This window comes from Campylobacter bilis (assembly GCF_016806695.1).
In the GTDB taxonomy this organism is placed as follows: domain Bacteria; phylum Campylobacterota; class Campylobacteria; order Campylobacterales; family Campylobacteraceae; genus Campylobacter_D; species Campylobacter_D bilis.
This window is the reverse complement of sequence record NZ_WUED01000015.1, coordinates 1-24,608: the sequence shown is the minus strand read 5'-3', so window position 1 is coordinate 24,608 and position 24,608 is coordinate 1. Positions and strand designations below refer to the sequence as shown.

The 24,608-nt window shown below is 33.9% G+C and carries 34 protein-coding genes and 1 pseudogene; 5 read left to right on the top strand and 30 right to left on the bottom strand.

The features are described 5' to 3' along the window. A pseudogene (locus GRQ01_RS07060) lies at nt 1-294 on the top strand (autotransporter outer membrane beta-barrel domain-containing protein); the annotation flags it as partial. A 186-nt stretch (nt 295-480) separates the two neighbouring features. Here GRQ01_RS07060 and GRQ01_RS07055 read toward each other — a convergent pair. From GRQ01_RS07055 to rsmA, 30 genes are all read right to left on the bottom strand, one after another. Further along, complete coding sequence (locus GRQ01_RS07055; RefSeq protein ID WP_158335070.1) at nt 481-1,221, bottom strand: hypothetical protein; 741 nt, start codon at nt 1,219-1,221, stop codon at nt 481-483. A 1-nt stretch (nt 1,222) separates the two neighbouring features. After that, a complete protein-coding gene (locus GRQ01_RS07050) occupies nt 1,223-1,993 on the bottom strand; it encodes a 3'(2'),5'-bisphosphate nucleotidase CysQ (protein ID WP_158335069.1) in 771 nt (256 codons plus the stop codon). A 55-nt stretch (nt 1,994-2,048) separates the two neighbouring features. Further along, a complete protein-coding gene (locus GRQ01_RS07045; protein WP_158335068.1) occupies nt 2,049-3,323 on the bottom strand; it encodes a citrate synthase in 1,275 nt (424 codons plus the stop codon). A 115-nt stretch (nt 3,324-3,438) separates the two neighbouring features. Further along, the gene (locus tag GRQ01_RS07040) at nt 3,439-4,614 is read right to left on the bottom strand and encodes a cation:proton antiporter (RefSeq protein ID WP_158335067.1); all 1,176 of its coding nucleotides are present in this window, start codon (nt 4,612-4,614) and stop codon (nt 3,439-3,441) included. Then, the gene (locus GRQ01_RS07035; protein WP_158335066.1) at nt 4,595-5,431 is read right to left on the bottom strand and encodes a biotin synthase; all 837 of its coding nucleotides are present in this window, start codon (nt 5,429-5,431) and stop codon (nt 4,595-4,597) included. The genes GRQ01_RS07040 and GRQ01_RS07035 overlap by 20 nt, the downstream gene beginning before the upstream one ends. A gap of 1 nt (nt 5,432) precedes the next feature. Continuing rightward, nucleotides 5,433-7,529 (bottom strand): type I DNA topoisomerase, encoded by a 2,097-nt coding sequence (topA, locus tag GRQ01_RS07030; protein ID WP_158335065.1) that lies wholly within the window; start codon nt 7,527-7,529, stop codon nt 5,433-5,435. A 241-nt stretch (nt 7,530-7,770) separates the two neighbouring features. Beyond that, a complete protein-coding gene (gene secY, locus GRQ01_RS07025; protein ID WP_158335064.1) occupies nt 7,771-9,036 on the bottom strand; it encodes a preprotein translocase subunit SecY in 1,266 nt (421 codons plus the stop codon). After that, nucleotides 9,029-9,430, bottom strand: coding sequence for a 50S ribosomal protein L15 (gene rplO / locus GRQ01_RS07020; RefSeq protein WP_158335063.1), 402 nt, complete (start codon nt 9,428-9,430; stop codon nt 9,029-9,031). The genes secY and rplO overlap by 8 nt, the downstream gene beginning before the upstream one ends. Before the next feature lie 4 nt (nt 9,431-9,434). Then, nucleotides 9,435-9,878 carry a 30S ribosomal protein S5 gene (rpsE, locus tag GRQ01_RS07015; RefSeq protein ID WP_158335062.1) on the bottom strand — a complete coding sequence of 148 codons (444 nt, stop codon included), beginning with the start codon at nt 9,876-9,878 and terminating at the stop codon, nt 9,435-9,437. Between the two features lie 11 nt (nt 9,879-9,889). Next, a complete protein-coding gene (gene rplR, locus GRQ01_RS07010; RefSeq protein WP_158335061.1) occupies nt 9,890-10,246 on the bottom strand; it encodes a 50S ribosomal protein L18 in 357 nt (118 codons plus the stop codon). 9 nt (nt 10,247-10,255) lie between these two features. Then, nucleotides 10,256-10,792: a 50S ribosomal protein L6 gene (gene rplF, locus GRQ01_RS07005; RefSeq protein WP_158335060.1), complete on the bottom strand. Its 537-nt coding sequence runs from the start codon at nt 10,790-10,792 to the stop codon at nt 10,256-10,258. A gap of 78 nt (nt 10,793-10,870) precedes the next feature. After that, on the bottom strand, nt 10,871-11,266 hold the full coding sequence (gene rpsH / locus GRQ01_RS07000) for a 30S ribosomal protein S8 (RefSeq protein WP_158335059.1): 396 nt from the start codon (nt 11,264-11,266) through the stop codon (nt 10,871-10,873). Nucleotides 11,267-11,275: 9 nt separating this feature from the next. After that, nucleotides 11,276-11,461 (bottom strand): type Z 30S ribosomal protein S14, encoded by a 186-nt coding sequence (locus tag GRQ01_RS06995; protein WP_002851478.1) that lies wholly within the window; start codon nt 11,459-11,461, stop codon nt 11,276-11,278. Nucleotide 11,462: 1 nt separating this feature from the next. Continuing rightward, nucleotides 11,463-12,008: a 50S ribosomal protein L5 gene (rplE, locus tag GRQ01_RS06990; RefSeq protein WP_158335058.1), complete on the bottom strand. Its 546-nt coding sequence runs from the start codon at nt 12,006-12,008 to the stop codon at nt 11,463-11,465. Nucleotides 12,009-12,011: 3 nt separating this feature from the next. Then, nucleotides 12,012-12,245 carry a 50S ribosomal protein L24 gene (gene rplX, locus GRQ01_RS06985; RefSeq protein ID WP_158335057.1) on the bottom strand — a complete coding sequence of 78 codons (234 nt, stop codon included), beginning with the start codon at nt 12,243-12,245 and terminating at the stop codon, nt 12,012-12,014. After that, entirely contained in the window at nt 12,245-12,613 is a 369-nt protein-coding gene (gene rplN / locus GRQ01_RS06980) for a 50S ribosomal protein L14 (protein ID WP_027304924.1), read from the bottom strand. The genes rplX and rplN overlap by 1 nt, the downstream gene beginning before the upstream one ends. After that, a complete protein-coding gene (gene rpsQ / locus GRQ01_RS06975) occupies nt 12,613-12,864 on the bottom strand; it encodes a 30S ribosomal protein S17 (protein WP_158335056.1) in 252 nt (83 codons plus the stop codon). The genes rplN and rpsQ overlap by 1 nt, the downstream gene beginning before the upstream one ends. A gap of 9 nt (nt 12,865-12,873) precedes the next feature. Continuing rightward, complete coding sequence (rpmC, locus tag GRQ01_RS06970) at nt 12,874-13,059, bottom strand: 50S ribosomal protein L29 (RefSeq protein WP_158335055.1); 186 nt, start codon at nt 13,057-13,059, stop codon at nt 12,874-12,876. Next, nucleotides 13,046-13,471 (bottom strand): 50S ribosomal protein L16, encoded by a 426-nt coding sequence (rplP, locus tag GRQ01_RS06965; RefSeq protein WP_158335054.1) that lies wholly within the window; start codon nt 13,469-13,471, stop codon nt 13,046-13,048. Before rplP ends, rpmC begins: the two co-directional genes overlap by 14 nt. A 2-nt stretch (nt 13,472-13,473) precedes the next feature. Further along, nucleotides 13,474-14,175, bottom strand: a complete 702-nt coding sequence (gene rpsC / locus GRQ01_RS06960) for a 30S ribosomal protein S3 (RefSeq protein WP_158335053.1) — start codon at nt 14,173-14,175, stop codon at nt 13,474-13,476. Beyond that, a complete protein-coding gene (rplV, locus tag GRQ01_RS06955) occupies nt 14,175-14,564 on the bottom strand; it encodes a 50S ribosomal protein L22 (protein ID WP_158335052.1) in 390 nt (129 codons plus the stop codon). The genes rpsC and rplV overlap by 1 nt, the downstream gene beginning before the upstream one ends. Nucleotides 14,565-14,574: 10 nt before the next feature. Beyond that, on the bottom strand, nt 14,575-14,856 hold the full coding sequence (rpsS, locus tag GRQ01_RS06950; RefSeq protein WP_002779444.1) for a 30S ribosomal protein S19: 282 nt from the start codon (nt 14,854-14,856) through the stop codon (nt 14,575-14,577). Between the two features lie 2 nt (nt 14,857-14,858). Further along, nucleotides 14,859-15,689, bottom strand: coding sequence for a 50S ribosomal protein L2 (gene rplB / locus GRQ01_RS06945; protein WP_158335051.1), 831 nt, complete (start codon nt 15,687-15,689; stop codon nt 14,859-14,861). Between the two features lies 1 nt (nt 15,690). Further along, nucleotides 15,691-15,972, bottom strand: a complete 282-nt coding sequence (locus GRQ01_RS06940) for a 50S ribosomal protein L23 (protein WP_158335050.1) — start codon at nt 15,970-15,972, stop codon at nt 15,691-15,693. Nucleotides 15,973-15,974: 2 nt separating this feature from the next. Continuing rightward, nucleotides 15,975-16,589 carry a 50S ribosomal protein L4 gene (gene rplD / locus GRQ01_RS06935; RefSeq protein WP_158335049.1) on the bottom strand — a complete coding sequence of 205 codons (615 nt, stop codon included), beginning with the start codon at nt 16,587-16,589 and terminating at the stop codon, nt 15,975-15,977. Further along, entirely contained in the window at nt 16,586-17,161 is a 576-nt protein-coding gene (gene rplC, locus GRQ01_RS06930) for a 50S ribosomal protein L3 (protein ID WP_158335048.1), read from the bottom strand. Before rplC ends, rplD begins: the two co-directional genes overlap by 4 nt. Nucleotides 17,162-17,171: 10 nt before the next feature. Beyond that, entirely contained in the window at nt 17,172-17,483 is a 312-nt protein-coding gene (rpsJ, locus tag GRQ01_RS06925) for a 30S ribosomal protein S10 (RefSeq protein ID WP_066779250.1), read from the bottom strand. A gap of 227 nt (nt 17,484-17,710) precedes the next feature. Further along, entirely contained in the window at nt 17,711-18,472 is a 762-nt protein-coding gene (locus tag GRQ01_RS06920; protein WP_158335047.1) for a pseudouridine synthase, read from the bottom strand. 24 nt (nt 18,473-18,496) lie between these two features. Continuing rightward, a complete protein-coding gene (locus GRQ01_RS06915; protein WP_158335046.1) occupies nt 18,497-20,488 on the bottom strand; it encodes a ribonuclease J in 1,992 nt (663 codons plus the stop codon). Continuing rightward, nucleotides 20,475-21,257 (bottom strand): 16S rRNA (adenine(1518)-N(6)/adenine(1519)-N(6))-dimethyltransferase RsmA, encoded by a 783-nt coding sequence (gene rsmA, locus GRQ01_RS06910; protein WP_158335045.1) that lies wholly within the window; start codon nt 21,255-21,257, stop codon nt 20,475-20,477. Before rsmA ends, GRQ01_RS06915 begins: the two co-directional genes overlap by 14 nt. Nucleotides 21,258-21,338: 81 nt before the next feature. Between rsmA and GRQ01_RS06905 the strand changes: the two genes are divergently transcribed. From GRQ01_RS06905 to GRQ01_RS06895, 4 genes are all read left to right on the top strand, one after another. Then, on the top strand, nt 21,339-21,875 hold the full coding sequence (locus GRQ01_RS06905; RefSeq protein WP_158335044.1) for a nucleoside phosphorylase-I family protein: 537 nt from the start codon (nt 21,339-21,341) through the stop codon (nt 21,873-21,875). 9 nt (nt 21,876-21,884) lie between these two features. Then, nucleotides 21,885-22,955: a dual-specificity RNA methyltransferase RlmN gene (gene rlmN, locus GRQ01_RS06900; protein WP_158335043.1), complete on the top strand. Its 1,071-nt coding sequence runs from the start codon at nt 21,885-21,887 to the stop codon at nt 22,953-22,955. Beyond that, nucleotides 22,952-23,050: a hypothetical protein gene (locus GRQ01_RS07720; protein ID WP_227656246.1), complete on the top strand. Its 99-nt coding sequence runs from the start codon at nt 22,952-22,954 to the stop codon at nt 23,048-23,050. The genes rlmN and GRQ01_RS07720 overlap by 4 nt, the downstream gene beginning before the upstream one ends. A gap of 385 nt (nt 23,051-23,435) precedes the next feature. Then, nucleotides 23,436-24,599 carry a hypothetical protein gene (locus GRQ01_RS06895; RefSeq protein WP_158335042.1) on the top strand — a complete coding sequence of 388 codons (1,164 nt, stop codon included), beginning with the start codon at nt 23,436-23,438 and terminating at the stop codon, nt 24,597-24,599. Nucleotides 24,600-24,608 lie beyond the last annotated feature (9 nt).

The following is a 24,608-nucleotide window of genomic DNA, read 5'->3' as shown; positions in this document are numbered from 1 at the left end:
CTTTTAAGCACTAAGGCTAGCTTTACTTGGTTTGAAGATTGGTTGCCTCATTTAAAGACTTCTTTAGAATTAGGTGCTAAGTTTTATGCCAATCCTAGTATAGCTTCTAAAGCACGCTTTGGAAGTGTAAAGGTAGAAGATGAGTTTGAATTAGCTAGAATACAAAGGTATTTAAGTACAGCTTTAATACTTCCTTTAAACCCTAGCTTTCATATGAGTATTAATTATAATACTATATCTTCTAAAGAAGGAACGAGTCATACAGCCTTTGCACAGTTTAATTATTTGTGGTAGGAGAGAGTTAAATTAGAAAGTTAAACTAGAAGAGTTAAAGAAATAAAAGTTTAGGAAGGCTTATTCTTTTATAGTCTAAGCTTATTAATCTTTAAATAAGCTAAAAGACTTTTAGGTTTAGAGTTTTTTGAAACGAATTTTAACACTCTTATGCTTACAAAATTTACATGCTTGATAAACTTGATCTCATAAAATTTTAAGTTTTGAGAATTCTTTTTCTATAGCTTGATTTAGCATTTTAGGCATTTGTTGAAGGATGTTTTGATAATTTTGTTGAGCATGGATAGATTTTAATGCTAGTTTCATTTTGATATTTTTTGCCATGAGAATTTTTGCATCTTTAGTAGAAAGTAACTTCACATTGATCTTAGCCATGCCTTGATATGTTTTAACAAAACCATAATGAGTAATATTGACATAAAACTCTTCTAAATTCACTACCATAAGATAATCGATGAATTTGATATAGGTTTTAGATTTATCCTCCTCTTTTTTCAAAAAAGCACTTACATTTACAAGCTTAGCATCCTTAGGACTAAAATACAAAGCTTTAGAATCTTGATAAAGATTATTGGCGCTACGATTTGCCAAATTAAACTTAAAATAATGGATAAAATTCCTAGAAAATTCCTTAGAAAATTCCTTAGCACTAATCCTAAAATCCTCTAAAAAATACCCAAAAGTCTCCTTAAAAGTCAAAACTATAGCAAAGTCTATATTTTTATCTTTTATGGTTTTTTTTTCTATCAAAGTAGAGCTGTCAAATAAAGCCTTTTGCTGATCCAAACTTGGACTTAAGACCTTTTGCTTAAGATCGATGATTTTAAACTCATCTGCATGAGGTTTTATAGTAAGGATTTTTTTTTGACCAAAATTACTTGCTAAAGCATTTAAAGCCAAGCTCATTAGTAAAAGCAAACGCCACATGCTAATCCTTGCAAAAATCTTGCAAAAATTTCTTAGAAGAAACACAGACAAAAGGCTTAGCCTTATGATCTAAAGGATGATATGAAAGCATTTTTTTAGAAAAATCTCCCATAAATCCACCATTTTGATTGACCAAAAAATCTCCAGCTACTATATCCCAAATATAAAGGCTTTGAAATCTTTTATAAACCCCGGCCTTAGCCTCTAAAATAGCGCAGAATTTAAGCCCTGAACCTATATTAAGAGCTTGTAGTTGATGTTCTTTAGCAAATGCTTCATCCTCTTGGCATAAATGATTCATACTAAGAAGGGCTTTAAATTTGTTTTTTTCATATTTTTCATCACAGATTGATAAAATTTTATCATTTTTATAGACCTTAGTTTTTGCATGAGCATAGAAAATATCGCCTTTTGAAGGGTTTTGTATGAGGGATAAAACAGGGCGTTTTTCATAAACTAAACTTATCATCACGCAAAACTCATCACTACCTTTTAAAAACCCACTCGTCCCATCAAGAGGATCAATAAGCCAAAAATATTTCAAATCCTTGCATGCTTCTAGGCTAAATAAATTCTCTTCAGACAAAATAGCAATATCTGAAGATCGCAAAATCTCATTTAAAATTTCATTAGAAGCAAGATCGGCTGATGTTAGGGGGCTTTTATCTTCTTTTTGCCAAATTTTTAAATCCTGGCGTTCTTTTAAAATAGCCTTTGAAGCCGCATAAGCCCCATCCATAGCAAGCGATAATAATTTGTCGAGATTAAGCATGATAAAACTTTCTAAAATATTTTAAGAAGATTGTATGGAATTTACATTCCATAATTTAAGTCAAATCCAAATGACTCTCACCCAAATAAAGCTGTCTTGGACGAACTATTTTAAGACTTTCTTGTTCTTTTTGCTCTATCCATTGTGCTATCCATCCTGGGGTACGTCCTATGACAAAAAGTGTAGCAAACATTTCATTAGGAATTCCTAAAGCTTTTAAAATAAGCCCACTATGAAAATCCACATTAGGATACAATCCTCTTTGGACAAAATAATCATCATTTAAAGCTATTTCTTCTATACGCGTTGCAACTTTAATTAAATTCGTATCAAGATCTAATTCATCGATGAGTTGATCGCGGAGTTTTTTCAAGACTTTAGCACGAGGATCAAAATTCTTATAAACCCTATGTCCAAATCCCATTAAACGGAAAGGATCATTTTTATCTTTGGCTTTTTTGATATACTCATCAACCTTATCCACGCTAGCTATTTGTTCAAGCATTCTAATAACGCCTTCATTAGCCCCACCATGCGCATGCCCCCAAAGCGCACCTATACCTGCTGAAACACAGGCATAAGGATGCGCATGAGTTGATCCTACTGCGCGCACAGTAGAAGTTGAAGCATTTTGTTCATGATCAGCATGAAGCATAAATACCGTATCAAGGGCTTTAATCTCTATAGGCTTAAGCTTGACATGATTATAAGGATAAGTTCTTAGCATATACAAGAAATTTTCAGTAAAACCACGATCTAAATTCGGATAAGCCATAGGAAATCCATGCTTATAGCGATAAGCTGTGGCCACTATAGTAGGAATTTTAGCTATGATGCGCGCTGCCATTTCCATATATTCTTCTTTGACATTCATATTTAAATGATCAGGATAAAAAGCACTAAGCGATGAGACCGCACCTTGCAAGACCGCCATAGGATGTGCATTATCAGGAAAAGAGTCAAAAAGACGGTGCATGCCCTCATGGATAAAAGAACGCTTTTTCATCTCATAGCGAAAAGCCTCAAGACGACTAGAATCAGGAAGTTCTTTATAAAGCAAAAGATGCACCACATCTAAATAAAGCTTATTTTGTGCAAGCCACTCTATAGGATAGCCACGATGCATTAAAATGCCATTTTCTCCATCTATATAAGTGATTTTAGATTTACAAGTGGCTGTAGAGGTTAAACCCTCATCATAAGAAAACATTCCTGTTTGTTTATAAAAACTTGACATATCCACAACACTAGGGCCTATAGTACCATCATATATAGGAAATTCATAGCTTTTTCCATTTCTATTATCAGTTATAGTAACGGAATTTGACATTCTTACTCCTTGTTTGTTGTTGCTTTAATAATTTTAACAAAAAAATAACGATTATAAGCTTTTCAATTATTAAAATTTTAAGATTTTATTTGTTTTTTTGAGTAGAAAAGTAACTTCATTTTTTAGCAAGAGCAAGGAATTTAATCGCACTCATAACTATAATAGCTTCAAATAAAGCTGTTAAAATCAATGCCGCATAAAACTTCTCATCAATGACTTTTCCAGAATACCCTAGCGTAGCCGTAGCAATAAGCAAAGTCAAAGGCATAGAATGGCTTAATGCAAATAAAATAGTATTTTTAAAACCGATTTTTCTGAAAAAAATACTTGCACATACGATTCTTAAGCCTATCATAACAAACATCAAGAAAAAAGCTTCAAGAACGATCTTATAATCTAAAATCATTCTAAGATCAAAAGTAGATCCTATATGGATGAAAAAAACAGGAATTAAAAAACCATGCCCAAAAGCAGAAAGCTTATGCTCAAGGTCTTTTTTATGATCAAAAAAAGTCGCAATAAAAGATCCTGCAATAAAAGATCCAAGAACGATTTCAAGCTTTGTAATAACCATAGCAACAATAATCAAAATAAAAATCGCCATGCAAAATCTTATATCTTTTTCATCCTTATCTTCCCAAGGCATCAAAACTACCTTAAGCTGCGGATACCACCAAAAAAGCACTCCAAGCATTTTAAAACAAAGCCAACAAAGTCCCAAAAAGATATTAAGATACAAAATGCTTTGCACCACATCAATAACGCTTGTGCCCTCGCGCAAAAACGCATCTGCTATAGTTAAAAAAACAATAGAAACCACCTCAGCCAAGGTAGCCACTATCATAGCCACATTCAGCCAATAACATTCCTTGCCAAAATCTTTAAAAAGCAAAGCCAAAAGCCCCACACTCATCACAGGTATAATAATAACAAAAACTAAAGAAAGCTTACAAATCCACACTACAAAAGAAGATAAAATATAAAGCGAAAGAATATAAAAAAAACTTTTTTTGGCTATTTGCCTGTCCATATTAAAAAAATCTCTTAAATTCACTTCCATGCCTGCTATGAACATAAGATAATAAAAACCCACATTAGCCAAAAGATCAAAATTCTCACTCTTTGAGATAAAACCAAAATACGCTATCACAGCCCCTAATAAAATCTCTGTAGCGGCTACAGGCAAGCGTAAAATTTTGGCAATATGTACAGAAAAAAGCAAGCACAAAGCAATAACAATAAGTATCTTTAAATCATTTAAAGCTTGAGGATCAATGACACTCTGATGCAAAAGTAAATCCCATTTGTTTTAGCTTCATAATATCACGGCTTGGCGCTTCTCCTTTGGTGGTTAAATAATCCCCAACCACTATAGCACCTGCACCCGCTTGGAAAATTTCATACTGTCTGTCTTCTAAAACAAACTCACGTCCCCCAGCTACCATGATAACACAATCAGGCAAGGCTTGTTTGCTTTGGCGTATGATATTTAAAGCTTCATCAGCATCAAGCTTAGGAACTTTTAAATTCAAATTCTCATTCGCGATAAAAAAATTAATAGGACTAGAAAAAGGATTTAACTCTTGCAAAGACTTTCTTAAACTGTATCTATCTTCCTCACTCTCACCCATGCCATAGATCCCACCACAGCACAGCATAAGTCCTGCTTCTTTAGCGTTTAAATTCGTCTGAAATCTGCTTTCCCAAGTATGAGTGGTGCAAATTTGAGGGAAAAATTCCTTTGAAGTTTCAAGATTGTGATTATAAGAAAAAATACCGGCCTTTTTAAGCTCTTTAAGCTGCTCTACACTCGCCATACCATTACAGGCTATAAGAAGCAAATTAGGCACTTCTTTATGCACAGCCCTTGCAGCTTTACAAACATATTCTAATTTCTCATCATCAAGCCCAAGTCCTGCTGTAACCAAGCAAAAGCCCAAAGCTTCATTTTTTTTGGCTATTTTTGCTTCAAGAACGATTTGAGAAAGGTCCTTACAACGGTATTTTTGGATATTTGTTTTTACATAAGCACTTTGAGTGCAGTATTTACAATCTTCTGAACAATTCCCACTGGCTATATTTGAAATAGCACAAAGCATGATTTGCATTTTAATCCTTTATTTCTTTTTTAACTTTGCATTTTAAACATTCTAAAAATGTCCCTTTTTTAAGCTCCTTAATCACCAAATTTTCCCCGCATTTTTCGCATTTTTCATCGCTTGGTTTGTATTTGCTTATAAAATTACATTGAGGATAGCTACTACATCCATAGAATTTACCCCGTTTTGAAAAACGCTCCACAAGCTCTCCTTGCTTGCAATTTGGGCAAGCAATACCTGTAGTATTTGGCTTAGCAAATTTGCTTTCTAAAGCATTTTCACTTTCATTTTTTAAATTCCTTGAGTACTTGCATTTTGGGAAATTCAAACACGCCACAAATTCTCCAAAACGCCCTTTTCTAATGGCAAGTTCTCCACCGCATTGAGGGCAAGCCTCGCCTAGTTTGGTTACGGTTTTTTGACTTGCGATTTTTGTTTTTCCCTCTTCTATCTTTCTCATGAAAGGATAATAAAACTCTTTTAAAGTTTCTTGCCAATCTGCTTTATCTTCAGCGATTTGATCTAGGGTGTTTTCAAGATTAGAACTAAATTGTGTATCGACTATATCACTAAAATTTTTTTCAAGCACCTCAGTCACACTAAAAGCTATTTCGCTAGGAATGAGTTGTTTTTTATCAATCCTTACATAATCACGGCTTGTAAGTATAGAAATAGTAGGCGCATAAGTAGAAGGGCGCCCTATGCCTAAGCTTTCAAGTTTTTTTACAAGCCCTGCTTCAGAATACCTTGAAGGAGGTTCAGTAAAATGCGAATTCATTTCTAGATTTTGAATTTTTAAATCTTGGCCTATTTGAAGATGGGGTAAGATCTTATCCCTATCCTTATCTCCATAGACTTTATAATACCCATCAAAAAGGATTTTTCTACCACTGATTTTAAACACAGCCCTATCATTTTTCACAAAGACATTTTGAATTTGAGAAAGTGCAGGACTCATTTGACACGCTAAAAAGCGGTTGTAAATAAGAGTATAAAGATTTAACTCATCCTTATCTAAAAACTTCGATGCAAGCTCTGGGGTGAAGTTTAAATTCGTAGGTCTTATGGCTTCGTGAGCTTCTTGTGCACCCTTGGTTTTTGTTGTGTAAATATTTGCCTTACTTGGAAGATAATCTTTGCCAAAATGACTTTGTATAAAAGTTCTAGCATTTTCTAAGGCTTCTTTAGCTAAATTAAGACTATCTGTTCTCATATAGGTAATAACCCCCATAATACCCTCATGAGTATTAACCCCTTCATAGAGTTTTTGCGCTATCATCATGGTTTTTTTAGGATTAAAACCAAGGCGATTGCTAGCACTTTGCTGCAAGGTTGAAGTCATAAAAGGCGGGGGCTGGGCGATTTTTCTTTCTTTGCTTTCAATATCACTTATACTATAGCCTTGATTTTGGCATGCTTGAAAAATAACTTTGGCACGATCTTTATTAGTAATGCTAAGCTTTTCTATTTTTGCTTTATCAAATTCTACAAGTTCTGCATCCAAATCTTCATGAAAAATCATATCTATACTAAAGTACTCTAAAGGGACAAAAGCACGGATTTCTTTTTCACGATCGACAATGATTTTTAAAGCCGCACTTTGAACACGCCCTGCACTAAGGCCCTTTTGGATCTTTTGTCCTAGTAAAGGGCTTAATTTATACCCTACAATACGATCTAATAAACGCCTAGTTTGCTGGGCATTTATAGAATGTATATTGAGTTTTCTAGGATTTTTTAAAGCTTTTTCTATAGCACTTTTAGTAATCTCATGAAAAACTATACGCGGCAAAGTCTTTTCATCCTTGCCAATAGCCTTAGCAATATGGTAGGCTATAGCCTCTCCTTCTCTATCCTCATCCGTTGCAAGGTAAATTTCTTTTGCATTTTTAGCTTTAGCTTTAAGTTCTTTAACCAAGGCACTATGATCACTTGTGATCCTATACTCTGGGATAAAAGCATCTTCTTCAATCTTAATCCCAAAACTTGACTTAGGTAAATCCCTAATATGTCCTTTAGAAGCGATGACTTCGTAATCTTTCCCTAAAAAATTTCCTATAGTTTTAGCTTTAGCTGGAGATTCTACGATGATTAAATTTTTCTTCATTTTACACCTTGTTAAATAAAAAGCTGAATTTAGCTAAAAAAGTTTAAATTCTACTTATAAAATCGATTTAAGAAAACTAAATCACATTTATAAAAGCAAAATTATCATAGTAAAACAAATAAAAATATAATTTAAAAGGGAATTTAAAACATCAAGGCTAGTTTTTTAATAAAAGCAAAATAAATAAAAAACAAAAGCCTTGATTTAAAAGTCAAATCAGCAAAAATGATGCTTGCTGATTTCATAAACCTACAGCATTTAAAGTTTGGTATTTACTCATATAAATTTGAGCTTCAATTTTTCTCATTGTATCAAGTGCCACTTGTACAACAATAAGCACTGAAGTACCACCAAAATGAAAAGGTATGCCCATGAATTTAACCAAAACCCATGGCAAAGTCGCCACAAGCCCTAAATAAATAGAACCTGATAAAGTCAAACGCGAAGCAACCTCATTAAGATAATTAGAAGTTCCCTCTCCTGGACGAATTCCAGGGATAAAACCCCCTTGTTTTTTAAGATTTTCAGCTATATCTTTAGCATTAAAAACTATAGAAGCATAAAAATATGCGAAGAAAATCACAAATAAAAAAGTCAAAACATGAAATAAATAGCCATTAGGATTTAAAAAATCATTTATAGCTTGCAAATAAGGATTTGTGCTTGTTTGCAAAATAGTTGTTGGAAACATCAAAATCGCACTAGCAAAAATCGGAGGAATAACCCCACTAAGATTTAATTTAATAGGGATATAATTCATAATGCGTTTATTTTGATTTTGCATAACGACTTTGCGAGAGTAAGAAATAGGGATTCTTCTTTCTCCTAATTCTACATAGATAATCACACCTATAGTGATCAAAATCAAAGCAAAAATAGCAAAAGCGGTTAAAAAATTCATCTCACCTGAGTTAATTTGCCCTACAGTACCTAAAATCGCTCTTGGAATACCCGAAACTATACCCGCAAAAATGATCAAAGAAATACCATTGCCAATGCCCCTTTGTGTGATTTGCTCTCCAAGCCACATCAAAAGCATAGTCCCTGCAAGCATAGAAATAGCACAAAGTGCGATAAAGACATTTAAATCTTCTATCATGATAGCACTCATACCCCCACGCCCATGCAGACTTTGCAAACCTATAGCAACGCCTATGCTTTGCACTAAAGTAATAGCAATAGTAGCATAACGGATGATTTGCATGTATTTTTGCATACCATCGCGTTCTTTTTTCATTTTACCTATATTGGGAAAAGTCGCTGCAAGAAGCTCCATAATAATAGAAGCTGTGATATAAGGCATAATGCCTAAAGAAATGATAGAAAAGCGCTCAGCCGCTCCACCACTAAAAACATTAAATAAACCTAAAGCATTATTTTGATTGTTGTTAAAAAATTCTGCAATCACATCAGCATTAACTCCAGGAACTGGCACATAAGCTAGAACCCTATAAGCAAACAAAAATGCCAAAGTGATTAAAATCTTATTCACCAATGCTCTATTCATTATATTTTAATCCGGTGACGCTAATATTCTCGTCTTTAATTTTCGATACTAAGTCTTTCGCACTTGCACCGATTAATTTGATTTTATTTACAGATTTTGAAACCTTATGAACGCTTTTAATGCTTTCAAGAGTGATTTCGCTAAGTTCTTTGACAGCTACGATTTTTTCTACATTGATCACATAAGGCTTTTTCACACTAGAAGTAAAACCTACTTTAGGAAGTCTTCTTTGAAGTGGTTGTTGTCCACCTTCAAAACCTCTTTTTTCATTATAACCTTTTCTAGCGGTTTGACCCTTGCCTCCTCTAGTAGCGGTTTTACCCATGCCGCTACCTTGTCCACGGCCTATTCTTTTGGTTTTGTGCGTTGAACCCGCTGCTTTTGTTAAATTCATCTTTTTATCCTTTTAGCATTGTTAAAGCTTTGATTGTAGCACGAACCACATTAGCTGAGTTATTCGATCCTAAAGACTTAGTCAAGATATCCTTAATACCTGCAAGTTCCACAATAGGACGTGTAGAACCCCCTGCGATAACCCCTGTACCTTCACTAGCTGGTTTAAGCAAAATCCTACTGGCATTGTATTTTACTTCCACATCGTGTGCTATAGTCGAACCTCTAGTTTTTACTTCAACCATGTTTTTAAAAGCATCATCTACTGCTTTACGTATAGCATCAGGGACTTCTTTAGCCTTGCCATAACCCACACCTACTAAACCTTTGCGGTTTCCAACTATAACTAAAGCAGTAAATCTAAATCTTCTGCCACCTTTAACGACCTTAGTAACTCTACCAATATCAACAATTACTTCTTCAAATTCTTCTCTATTATATTTTTCCATCCATTTACCCCTTATAGCCTAATGCCATTTTCTCTTAAAGACTCTGCTAATGCTGCAATAACACCATGATAAATATAACCATTTCTATCAAAAATGGCTTGTTCTATATTCTTAGCTTTTAAAGTTTTAGCAAATTCTGCAGCGATTTTCTTAGCACCTTCTTTATTTGCTTTAACACCAATTTTACGCCCATCTATTGCTGCTAAAGTCACAGCTTTAACATCATCAATGGCTTGGATATATAGAGTTCTGTTTGATTTAAATACAGAAATTCTTGGAAAATTTTCACATCCTGAAATTTTTGCTCTAATTCTTTTTTTTCTTTTAATTCTTAAAGTGAGTTTTCTTTTTAATACATTTGCTCTCATATTCTACCCTTACTTCTTAGATGTCTTACCAGCTTTGCGTATGATGCGTTCATCAGCATACTTAACGCCTTTGCCTTTATAAGGTTCTGGTGGTCTAAATTCACGAATTTGAGCAGCAACTTGACCCACAACTTGCTTATCGCTTCCTTTAACTATAATAGTGTTTTTATCAACTACAATTTCAATGCCTTCTGGAATTTCATAATTAATAGGATGCGAAAAACCAAGGCTTAATTCTAAAATTTTCCCTTTTAAAGTCGCTTTATAACCAACCCCATTAACTTCAAGAGTTTTTGAAAAACCTTGGGTTAAACCTATAACAATATTATAAGCTAAAGCTCTATAAGTCCCCCAATACGCTCGGCTTTGTCTGTCTTCGCCTTTTGGAGAAAAAAGTATGTTATTATCTTTAATCTCAACATTTACATTTGCTTTCATATCAAGGGTTTTTGCTAAATTGCCTTTTTTAAATTGAAGCAAATTCCCTTCTAATTTCACCTCTACTCCTGTTGGAATAGCAACTGGTTGTTTACCTATACGAGACATGTTTTTCCTTTTTATTTGTCTAGGATATTTCTACTTTTTTAAAAGAATGCATACCCAATGCCATAAAAAGCAGATTTTTTACCAAATGGTACATAAAATTTCGCCGCCAACACCTGCTTTATAAGCTTCATCATTGGCTAAAACGCCTTGACTTGTGCTAACTACTATAGTACCATAACCATTTTTAAAACGTTTGATTTCATCTTTACCTTTATAAACGCGACGACCCGGCTTAGAAATTCTTTTAAGCTCATTGATAACACTCTTGCCTTTTTCATCGTATTTTAAAACTACATTGATGAATTTCTTTTTATCTTCTGTAATAACATTAAAGCTTTCAATATAACCCTTAGCTTGGAAAATCCCAACTAAAGCTTCTACAACTTTAGAATGCAAAAGCTTGGTTGTTTCAAGCTTTCTCATTCCTGCATTTCTAATGCGGGTGAGTGAATCTGAAATAATATCATTTATCATATTTTATCCTTACCAACTTGCTTTTTTAAGACCTGGAATCAAACCTTCATTGCCCATTTTTCTTAAACAAACCCTACAAATTCCAAAATCCCTATAAACTGAATGCGGACGTCCACAAATTTGGCATCTTGTATAAGCTCTAACTTTAAATTTAGGCTTGCGCGCCGCTTTTGCAATCATTGATTTTTTAGCCATATTATTTTCCTTTTGCAAACGGCACACCCATAAGTTCTAATAACTTTTGTGCCTCTTTATCATTTTGTGCTGTTGTAACTATAGAAATATTCATACCATGAGTTCTTAAAATCTTATCATACTCAACTTCTGGAAACATTAATTGCTCATCAAGACCGAAGTTATAATTCCCACGTCCATCAAAGCCATCCCTACTCAAACCTCTAAAATCTTTCACTCTTGGCAAAGCAATAGAAATTAATTTATCAAGAAAAGCATACATATTCTCTTTTCTTAAAGTTACCATTACGCCTACAGAGAAGCCTTCGCGTACCTTAAATCCTGCGACTGATTTTTTTGCTTTGGTGATCACAGCTTTTTGGCCTGCGATTAAAGAAAGAGTATCTGCGATATTTTGCAATACTTTTTGATCTTTGGCTAATTCCCCTGCTCCTACGCTAATAACCACCTTTTCAATTCCAGGCACAAGCATAGGATTACTAATATCAAATTCTTTAACCAATGCAGCTTTAACGCTTTGATTATATTTTTCTTTTAATCTCATCATCGCTTACTCCTGAACTTTTGCCACATTAGAAATATCCATAGGCATTTCTTTATTGATAAAACCCCCATTTGGGTTTTTCTCACTAGGTTTTATAGCTTTTTTAGCGATCTTGCATCCTTGCACCACTACTTTAAGAGTCTTTGGATACACTGCTAAAACCTTGCCTATTTTGCCTTTATCATCACCTGTGATAATCTTGACGCTATCACCTTTTTTGATTTTTAATTTAACTGCCATTATAATACCTCCGGTGCTAGTGAAACGATTTTCATAAAGCCACCATATCTGACTTCTCTACCCACTGGGCCAAAAATACGCGTTCCAATAGGCTCTCTTTTATTATCAAGAATGACAGCAGCATTTTCATCAAAACGGATTAAAGAACCATTTTCTCTATGAATCTCTTTTTTAGTTCTCACAATAACCGCTTTTACCACTTGGCCCTTTTTAACTTTCCCATTTGGTAAAGCTTTTTTCACAGATGCAACGATCACATCACCTACAGTAGCATATCTTCTTTTACTACCCCCTAAAACTTTAATACACATTAATTCTTTTGCACCGCTATTATCAGCAACTGCAAGTCTTGTAAAACTTTGAATCATTACTCAACTCCTGTAGCTAATATAGATTTTAAGCGGAATGATTTTCTTTTTGAAAGCGGTCTACATTCTACTGCGATAATAGTATCCCCTACTTTAACTTCATTCCTCTCATCGTGAATTAAATATTTTTTAAAGCGTTTAACAATTTTTCTGTATCTTGGATGAACCACTTTTCTCTCAACCAAAATACTCACAGTTTTTTCACCAGCGATTTTAACAACAACGCCTTGAATTTCTCTTTTAAATGCCATATTTTATCCTTATTTTAAAGCGTTAATTGCTGTATTTATTCTAGCAATGTCTTTTCTAAGCTGACTAATCTCTTTTGGGTTAGTAAGCTGCATTGTTTTTAGCTTTTGTTTTAAAGTGAATAAAAGCACCTTTTTTTCTTTTAGCATTGTTGCAAGCTCAGCTGCTGTTTTATCTTTGATCTCAGTATATTTCATTTTGGCTCTCTCTTGTAATAAACTTAGTTTTAAATGGAAGTTTATGCATAGCTAAAGTCAATGCTTGTCTTGCAGTTTCTTCATTTACACCTGCCATTTCATATATAATACGACCTGGCTTGATATTCATTACCCATTCTTCAACAGCACCCTTACCTTTACCCATACGAGTTTCTAAAGGCTTTTTTGTCAAAGGCTTATCAGGGAAGACCCTAATCCAAGTTTTTCCTTGTCTTTTAACAAAACGAGTCAAAGCAATACGCGCAGCTTCAATTTGACGTGAGTTAATACGCCCTGCTTGAGTCGCTTTTAAGGCAAATTCACCAAAAGTAAATTCTGTTCCACGGTTGGCATAACCTCTATTACGCCCTTTCATCATTTTGCGATATTTAGTTCTTTTTGGCATTAACATGATTATTTACTCCTTCTTGTACGTCTTGACTTTTTAGCAGGAGTATTTTCTTCAGTTTTTTCAGCTTGCATACCTTTGTGCAATACCTCACCTTTAAAGATCCAAACTTTAACGCCTATATTTCCATAAGTGGTTCTAGCTTCTGCAAAACCATAATCGATTTTTGCTCTTAAAGTATGAAGCGGAACGCGTCCTTCAAGATACCACTCTGTTCTTGCCATTTCAGCACCGCCTAAACGGCCCGAAACTGAAACTTTAATCCCTTTAGCACCTGCTTTTTGTGCACCTTGAATGACTTTTTTCATAGCTCTTCTAAAAGCAATTCTTTTTTCAAGCTGGGTTGCAACGCTTTCAGCGGCAAGTTGGGCTGAAGATCCTGCTTTTCTTTCTTCTTTGATATTGATATTGACATCTTTATTGATTAAATCTTGCAATTCTTTTTTTAAATTATCAACATCACTGCCTTTTTTACCAATGATGATACCAGGTCTTGCAGCTACTACAGTCACACGAAGTTTTTTTGCTGTTCTTTCTACTAAAATTTGACTGATTCCTGCATAATAAAGTTTTCTTTTCAAAAAAGCCCTGATTTTATAATCTTCACCGATATTTTCTACTAAATTTGCTTTAGTTGGAAACCATCTTGACTCCCAATTTCTATTGATTCCTAGTCTTAGACCAATTGGATTAACTTTTTGTCCCATTAGCTTTCCTTTTTCACTGTTGCTTTTTTAGTGCTTGTTTTTTTAGCCAGTGTTTTTTTCTCATCACCTGCTTGATCTTTTGCTACTTCAACTAAAATATGAGAAGTGGGTTTTCTAATACGACTTGCACTCCCTCTAGCTCTTGGTCTAAATCTTTTTAATGCAGCACCAGCATCAACACGACAACTTTTCACAATCACTTCATTTGCCTCAAAACCACCATTTGCCACTGCACTTGAAATTGCATTTGCAATGTATTTTGCACCCTTATTTGGCATAAATTTTAAACTAGCCATAGCTAATTCTGCATTCATCCCCTGAACCTCTCTAGCAATCAATCTTGCTTTAGTCGGAGATAATCTTATGAATTTAATCAATGCTTTACTCATATCTTATCCCTTACTTACCGATTTTCTTTTGCACAGAGCCCTTATGCCCTTTAAATGTGCGTGTTGGTGCAAATTCACCCAATTTATAGCCTATATGATTTTCAGTGATATAAACTGGAATAAAACTTTTACCATTATGAACATTAAATGTAAGCCCTATCATATCAGGAATAATAGTACTTCTTCTTGACCAAGTTTTAATAGGTTTATTATCATTAGCCTTTTTAGCAGCGATAACTTTTTTCATTACATGATCATCTACAAAAGGACCTTTTTTTAGTGATCTAGCCATCTTTATTTTCCTTTTCTTCTTGAAATTATTAGCTTATCGCTAGCTTTTTTACGACGAGTTTTCGCACCTTTGGTTGGTTTGCCCCATGGAGTTACAGGATGACGGCCTGAATTTTTCTTGCCTTCACCCCCACCGTGTGGGTGATCTACTGGGTTCATCGCAGAGCCTCTTGTTTGCGGACGTATGCCTCTATGACGGTTTCTACCTGCTTTACCTATGGTTATATTTGCCCATTCTTCATTGCCCACTTCGCCGATACTTGCCATACATTCAGCTAAAACTTGTCTCATTTCTCCGCTTGCAAGTCTTAAGATAACGTATTTTTCTTCTTTACCCATAAGCTGCGCATAAGATCCTGCAGAACGGATCATTTGACCGCCTTTACCTGGTTTTAACTCAACATTATGAACTATACTACCTACGGGAATATTTTTAAGTTTCATTGCATTACCTGGCTTGATATCAAGTCCACTTTCAGCAGCTGCAACGATATCGCCCACATTCAATCCACGTGGTTGAAGAATGTATCTTTTCTCACCATCTCTATAAGCGATCAAAGCAATTCTACAATTTCTATACGGATCATATTCAATCGCTTCAACTTTACCTTCTATACCAAATTTACGACGTTTAAAATCTATAATTCTATAAAGTTTTTTAGCACCTGCTTCTTTATGACGGCTTGTAATCCTTCCATAACTATTGCGGCCTGCATGTGCACGAAGTTTCACAAGCAAAGAACGCACGCTTGCTTTAGCCGTAATATCCTCAGAACTTAAACCTGTGATATATCTTCTACTTGGCGTATAGGGTTTATAAGTTTTAATTGCCATTTTAAACCTCCGTATTTTCTAAGCTGACCCCTTCAGGTAGCTTAACGTAAAATTTTTTATAATCATTTCTTTGACCTAAACGCCCTCTAAAACGTTTGACTTTGCCATCCATTCTTAAAGAATTGATGCTTTTTGGGGTTACACCAAAATATTCTTTTAAAACAGCTTTTAAACCTGTTTTAGTCATTTTGGGTGAAGTTTGAATAACTACGACACCTTGCTCTTGCAAATTCAAACTTTTCTCTGTGTAAAGTATAGTCTTTATATCAGTAATATCTGCCATAATTATCCCTCTTTTGTAATAGATTTTAACGCTGATTTTTCTATAATAACAGCATTAAATACACATACTAAATAAGCATTAACCTCGCTTACATCCACCACATAGCAATTTGCTAAATTTCTATAAGCTAAAAGTGTTTTTTCATCTAGTAAATCTTTAACAATTAAAACATCCTTAAGGCCAAGCTTTTTAACTACAGCATTAGCATCTTTTGTTTTACCGCTTTGAATCTCTAAAGAATCAACGGCAAATAAAGTCCCTTTAGCTGCCTTATCTGCTAAAGCCCTTTCAAGTGCTAATCTTTTTTGTTTTTTATTGACTTTTTGGAAGTAGTTTTTTTCATTTGTTGGACCAAAGGCAACAGCACCGCCTACCCAAACATTTGTTCTATTTGAACCTGCTCTAGCACCGCCACGGCCTTTTTGTCTCCAAGGTTTTTTACCACCCCCGCTTACCTCGCTTCTTCCTTTAGTATGTGCTGTATTTGCTCTAAGGCTTGCAAGATAGGATTTAACATACAAATAAAGATTGTGTGGGTTTACTTCTGCGTATTTTGAAGGCAAATCAAGCTCGCCTGCTTTTTCTAATTTATCATTTAAAACAACTACTTTACTCATTTTGCAATCCTTATTTTACCCATAGCACCATTGTAGCCTGGTACTGCACCTTTAACTACTAAAATTTTATTTTCAGCATCATAAGATACGACTTCATTTTTAACACTTACTTTAGTATTTCCATAATGTCCTGCCATTTTCATACCTGGTTGGACACGACCTGGCCACTCTCTATTACCTATAGATCCATGACGTCGGTGGAATCTTGAACCATGACTTGCTGGACCACCTGCGAAATTATGTCTTTTTACAACACCACTGTAGCCTCTACCTTTAGTGTTAAAACTTACTTTTAAAATTTTTGCTTCATTTAAAGGAGTTTCATCCAAATCACCTGCTTGAGTGTTAGCCACTTCTAAAGTTACAAATTTATTGTATTCTGAAGAAAGATTATATTTTTTTTGTTGTCCTAAAACGCATTTATTGCTTGCTTTACCTTTTGGATATGCTACTAAAGCTTTGCCATCTTTGACTTCACATACTTTTGCATTTATAACTCTTAGCAAAGTTACAGCCATACTTGGATTAGTAATCGTCCTACTCATTCCAATTTTTTCTACAATATATTCCATGATCTTATCCTTACTTACCCATAGCTCTTACTTCAACGTTTACTTCCGGTGCTAAATCAAGCTTAGTTAAAGAATCAACTGTATCTGGAGTCGCTGCTACGATGTCTAACATACGTGCATGAATTCTTATTTCAAACTGCTCACGAGAATCTTTGTTAATATGTGGAGATTTTAAAACTGTATAGCGTTTGATTTTAGTAGGCATTGGTATCGGACCTCTAATATCCGCACCCGTTCTTTTAACAGCTTCTACAATTGCTGCAACTGTTCTGTCTAGTACTCGATGGTCATAAGCTTTTAACTTAAGCCTGATTCTTTCCATAATTTTTCCTTTAAAAAGAACTCGTCAGTCTTAATGACTAACCAAATTTGTAAAAATTGAAATGAGAGTATATAAAATCTTGCTTTGAAAGTCAAGGAATTTTAGCAAATTTTGACATTTTTATCCTTTTTAAAAGGATAAAAATATAAATTTCGTCTATGATTTATATCTATGATACAGTCTTTAAAAATCAATAAAATCTTCATAAAGACTTTTAAAAACTCTAATTAATATCTTATTTGATTTGCTTTTAAAAAGTCTCTTAATTTTTCATACTCACCGCTTTCTAAGTAACGGTGCTTGCCTGGTTTTAACACCCCAAGATCTAAAGCTCCAAAAGCCACACGCTTAAGATCCATAACCTCAAGATCAAAATGCGCAAAAAAACGCCTAAGCTCTCTATTTTTACCTTCATTAATAATCACCCTAAGCTTAGTATAGCCTCCACTTGAACCAAAAATTTCAAAGCCTACAAAAGGAGTAAAACTCATAGACGTGATTTTTGTTTTCGCATGGGCTCCTTTTTTTTCGTTTTTGATTTCAAGTCCATTTTGCATGGCTTTTATGACCTCTTTATTGATCATACCTTTGATCTTAAGATAATATTCTCTTTCTAAATCGCTATGCATTAAAGCATCAGCGATCACAGCAGAATCTGTAAGCAAAAGCAAGCCTTCGCTTGCATAATCAAGCCTTCCAATACTTAACCAAGATCTAAAAGATTGAGGCAAAGTATCATAAATAGTCTTCCTTCCGCGATCGTCTTTTTTACTCACAATTTCACCTTTTTGTTTGTGATAAAGTATTACGCTAAATTGGGTTTTTTTTTGCACTCTTTTACCCTTGATAAAAACCTTATCTTCGTCTTTAACTTCATCACTTAAAAGGGCTATTTTATTATTTATTTTCACCCAAGCTTGCTTGATAAGCTCATCAGCTTCGCGACGCGAATAAGAAGTATTATGCGATATAAATTTATTAATCCTCATTTAGCCTTCCTAGAAATACCGCCTTTACATTATAAAAATAGTAGGGACTATGGTCGGGTATTTTTTAATCTTTCTAAAGATGTGCTTTCTTAAAACTTGACGTATTTGGTTTTCTAAAAATTTAGGATCATTTAAAACTTCATCTTTTATATTAGCAAAAAACTGCCCTAAAACCTCTGCCATATCTTTACTAAAAGCATGATCATGTTTATCAGCTACAAGACCGTAGCTAAATACCCTAGGCTTATTGATTAAAGTTTTCGTAGCTTTATTAAGCTGTGCGATAATCACAACTATACCACTATCTGCAAGCTTTTGACGATCTATAACCACATCATCTGCGATTTGCTTATTGATTTGATTATCTACAAAAACCTTGCCTGTTTTTACAGTCTTAATGCGTTTGACGTATTTTTGACAAAGCTCTACTTGATCCCCATCACTCATAAGATAAATATTTCTTTCAGGAATACCACATTTCATAGCAGTTTCTTTGTGCTTGGTAATATGATTGTATTCTCCATGCACAGGGAGGAAAAATTTCGGCTTAGTGAGAATAAGCATGAGTTTTTGCTCTTCTATGCTTGCATGCCCACTCACATGGATTTCGCTAAATTCTTGATAAGCCACCTTAGCTCCTGCTTTTAAAAGATAGTCAAGCACAGCCGAAACGCTCGCCTCATTACCAGGTATGGCCTTAGCTGAAATGATGATTTGATCCGTAGGCTTTATCTTTATAAATTTATGCTCATCTGTAGCCATTCTATAAAGCGCGCTCATAGTTTCGCCCTGGCTTCCTGTTGTGACTATAAGCACTTCATTATCTTTATACTTGCTTACTTCATCTGCATCAATGAAAATTTTTCTATCAAGTTTAATATAGCCTAATTCCATGGTAGTATAAAGATTTCTTTCCATAGATCTTCCAATCACACATATTTTTCTGCCGTATTTTAATCCGTAAGTGATAGCTTGATAAACGCGGTGGATATTAGAACTAAAAGTACTCATAATCACCCTGCCTTTAGTACGGGCAAAAATTTGATCAAAAGTCGGTCCTACAGAACTTTCGCTTTTTGTATAGCCTTCTTTATAAGAATTCGTACTATCACTTAAAAGACACAAAACCCCTTCTTCTCCATAATGCGCCAAACGCCCCAAATCAGTCGGATAGCCATCAATAGGGGTTTGATCTATTTTAAAATCTCCCGTGTGGATGATAGTACCTGCTTTGGTTTTAATCGCTAAAGCAGAAGCATCAATAATAGAATGAGTAATGTGGATCCATTCTATATTAAATTCCCCTATCTCATAAATGCGGCGTTTTTCCACAGGACGGAACCACTTACGCTCTGCTTTTAAACCATGCTCTTCAAATTTGTTTGAAATCATCCCCAAAGCTAAAGGAGTAGCATAAATAGGAAATTGAAATTCTTTAAAAAAGTAAGGAACCGCCCCGATATGATCTTCATGCGCATGGGTGATGATGATACCACGAATTTTATCTTTGATTTTCCTTACATAATCAAAATCAGGGATAATAATATCAACCCCATGCATTGTCCCATCAGGGAAACTCATGCCAATATCTATAATAATAGCATCCTTATTTGTTTCAAAAACACTAATATTCCCCCCTATTTCACCCAATCCTCCAAGCGGAGTAATACGAATTTTATGATCGCTAGAATTATTGTATTTTAAAGGGTGCAAGCGGTTTTCATGACAAATGCGATTAGCTTCTATGGACTCAGCAAGGGCGATTTGCCACTCTTCATTCCCAGTGAGTTTAGAAGGAAGATTGCGATTTTTCTTCTTTTTTTTCTCAACTTTATTTTCAACACTTTCTTTACTTGAAGGCGAATTTGGATTAGTTTTTAAACTATCTGTTTCATTTCGCGAAGCATCGAGTGGTTTTTTCCTATGATTTTTATATTTATAGCGTTTATTGTTTTTCGAAGTTGAGTTTGGATTTGATTCATTATTATTTATTTGTTTGTTTTCATCCATATTCATCCTTTAATTTATTATAAATTTTAAGGTATGAATCAACGCAAATTTCATGTGGTCTGATGTTTTCTTTTAAGCCAAGAGTACTTAAAACTTCTAAAACTTCGTTTTTATGAGTTTTTAAATTACCTAAAATCTGTTTTCTAGGAGCTTTAAAACAGTCTTTTAGAAAATTTTTAAAACCTTCTATTTCACAAAGATCATCAAAATCCTTGATTTTAATCAAACTCATCACCGATGAAACAACCTTTGGCGATGGATTAAAACACTGCGGATCAACATCAAAAAGTAATTTTCTCTCACAAATCATGGCACTTAAAACGCTTAAAGAAGAAAAATCACTATTTCCTTCTTCAGCACAAAATTTTTCAGCCATTTGCTTTTGCACCATTACAATAAGCCCTAAACAATTCTTATCTTCTAAAGCTTGAAGTATAATGCGACTTGCGATATAATAAGGCAAATTTGCAACTAAAAAATATGGCTTTTCATCAAGAGTAGGCACAAAAGCCTCGCTTGCATCTTGATTAACCAAGTTTAATTTTCCACATTCAAGTTCTTTATGAAATTTCTTTTTCAAAATAGGTATGAGATCACTATCAATCTCATAGGCTTTTACTTGCGAAATTTTTAAAAGCTCTTGCGTTAAATCACCTAAGCCAGGCCCAATCTCAACGATATTATCTGTTTCTTTGGGTATGGCTTGGATGATTTTTGTTAATACACTTTTATCGATCAAAAAATTTTGTCCATATTGCTTTTTTGCTTTAACCATTATAAGATTATTTTATCTAAAAATTCTTAATTAAGTCTTTTTAGATAAAATTATTTTTGTAAATTTTTATTAAGGATAAAAATGATCGTTTGTGCTGGCGGAAATGAAAATTTCTCTTTTGCAAAAGCCATAGGCATAGGCTTGGTAGAATCTGCTTTTAACCTAATGCGACTTTGCCTCAAAGAACAACCTTCTAAGATAATATTTATAGGGACTTGTGGGCTTTATGGTGAAGGAAAAATTCTAGAAATCTATGAAAGCTCTCATGCTTTTAATATAGAATTTTCTAAAATTTCTAATGCTTTTTACACTCCAGCGAAAAATGAAATTCATATAAAAAATAAAAATGTTTCGCGTGAAACTATCAAAATCAATTCTTCAAATTATATTTGCCAAAACACCCTAGCCGCAAAAGAATTTGCAAAATTAGGCTTTTTCGCAGAAAATATGGAAGCTTTTTCGGTTTTAAGCGTAGCGCAGAATTTAGATATCAGTGTAAAATGTATTTTATGTGCGACAAATTTTTGCAACCAAAACGCTCATGAAGATTTCATAAAAAATCATCAAAAAGCCAAAGAAAAATTAACAAATTATCTTAAACAACATCACTATATTTAAAGGAAAAATTTGAAAGAACTTGAAAATATATTAGATTTTTTACCTCAAGAATTAGAAGAAAAAATCAAACCAATGTTTCGCGTGAAACAAATTTATCAATGGATTTATCAAAAATATGCAGAGGATTTTTCTTCCATGTCAAACTTACCAAAAGATTTGCGTTTGGAATTAGCACAAAATTTTCATTTTAACCCCGTACAATGCATCAAACATCAGCAAAGCAAAGATGGAAGCATAAAATATCTTTTTGAACTCAGGGATGGTTTAAGAATAGAAAGCGTGCTTTTACCCATGAAAGAAGAAAAACTAGATAAAGAAGGCAAAAGAATCTCTCATGCGAGATTTACCATTTGCGTTTCTTCACAAGTTGGGTGCAAAAGTGGCTGTAGTTTCTGTCTCACAGCTAAAGGCGGCTTAAAAAGGAATTTAAAAGCAGGAGAAATAGTCGGGCAAATTCTATGGATTAAAAAACACAACAATATCCCCTATGAACGCCGGGTAAACGTAGTCTATATGGGTATGGGAGAACCTCTTGATAATCTCAAAAATGTCTCTAAAACCATAAAAATTCTTTCACAAAACGATGGCCTAGCCATCAGTCCACGCCGTCAAACCCTAAGCACAAGTGGCCTAGCCCGACAGATCAAAGAATTAGGCAAAATGAATCTAGGTGTTTTGCTTGCCATCTCACTTCACGCAGTAAATGACGAACTTCGCACTGAACTTATGCCTATTAATAAAGCCTATAATATCGCTGCGATTATGGATGCTGTGAAATCCTTTCCCATCGATCAAAGAAAAAGAGTTATGTTTGAATATCTTTTAATCAATGGCATTAATGACAAGCTCGAACACGCTAAAGAATTAGTCAAGCTTTTAAACGGTATAAAAGCCAAGGTCAATTTGATTCTTTTTAACCCTCATGAAGGAAGCCCGTATAAACGCCCTAATTTAGAAAATGCTATCAAATTTCAGCATCTACTCAGTAACAAAGGCGTAACTTGCACCATAAGAGAAAGCAAAGGACTTGACATTTCAGCAGCCTGCGGACAGCTTAAAGAAAGGATGGAAGAACGATGAGTATGCTAGATATTTTTGAAATTATTTTTATTTTTATTGTTGTGATTATAAGCTTTGGTGGAATGATATTTGCGATAAGAAAAGAAAAAAAATAAATCCAAATATCCAAACTATTTTTAACACAAAAAGATAAGCCTACTCTAAAATAGCTAGTCAAAAACTACCAAATCCTAATACCAAAAATCTCCCAAATACCTTCTAAATACAATAAACAAAAAGTCATAAAGCAATTAGTTTTTAACCTCCTTTTAAAACAATATATTTTATCATTACATAATTATTTATATTTTATCTTACTTTTATACTTAATTTAAAGCATAAACATATCTTAAAAAGATGAGTTTATAGTATAAAACTAAAATACACAATAAAATCTCAAAACTTTAATAAGGATGATTCCATGAAAAAAACACTTTTAAAATCTTCTACAGGGGAGGGGTAATAAGATGTTAGATAAAAAACCTCTTATGGGGAGGGGCTTTGAAAATTTCTTTTCCTTCAAAAAAACTAGCCCCAAAAAAATTAAACCTTTCTTTAGTAACTATTTCTTTTTTAAGTTCTTGTACTATGGCCAATGCTTATGAAGGTTATATCTATGTCAATTCTAGTGAAACAAGTACTAAAACTATAGGACATGATAGAGGTTCTAATAAAGATGGTCTTATCTTCATAACAAAAGACGGTAGAATACAACCAAGCGGTAGCAAACATCAAGCTATATTTTTAAATGAAAAAGATTCAAACACCTTTCTTTTCTTAAACAATGGAACCCTTCAAGGAACAAGCGATAAAGCCAGTGTAGAAATAGGAGTTAACAATCAAAATGGTGCTGATATAGGATTTTTCTTCAATGCAGGCAAAATAGGTAATAATGTATCTAAATTTGGTGTGGTAGTTTGGGGAAATAATAATGAAAATAACAAAGATCGATCCACCATATATGATTTTACTAATATAGGCACTATAGAAGGAAAAAATGGTGAAGCTATTTATTTAGGTAATACATATATTACTACTTTTACTAACTGGAATAGCATTAAGAGTAATAAAAAAGGTGTTAATGTTAATTTAGGTGCAAATATAAAATACTTTACCAATATAGGTACTATAGAAGGAGAAGCTATTGCTTTGAGAAATGATACTAATGGTAATAATAGTGCTACTATAGAAAATCTTATAAACTTTGGGACTATTAAGAGTAATAGTAGTAACAAACAAATACATGGAATTAATCTTGAAAAAGGTACAAAGATAGATAATTTTTATAATGCTAAAAGTGGCATAATTACAGGAGGTAATAATTCTAAATTTGGTATTTTAAGCTATGATTCTACTATAAATACTTTCAAAAACTCAGGCACCATAGAATCACAAAGAAGCAATGATAGAAATGCAGACATTATAGCCATTTCTCTTAATAAATCCCAAGGATCCATCCAAACTTTAATAAATAGCGGAACCTTAAAGTCTGCAAATCATGGTATCTTAGCAGAATCAGGCAATAAAATAGGCACCCTTATTAACAAAGGCACCATAGAAGCCAAATTAGACGGCATATCTTTTTACGATCTTAGCCCTCTAAACAAAGATGCCTCCATAGGCCAAATCATACTTGAAGAAGGTAGTAGCATTGATGCAGGCTAAAACGACATC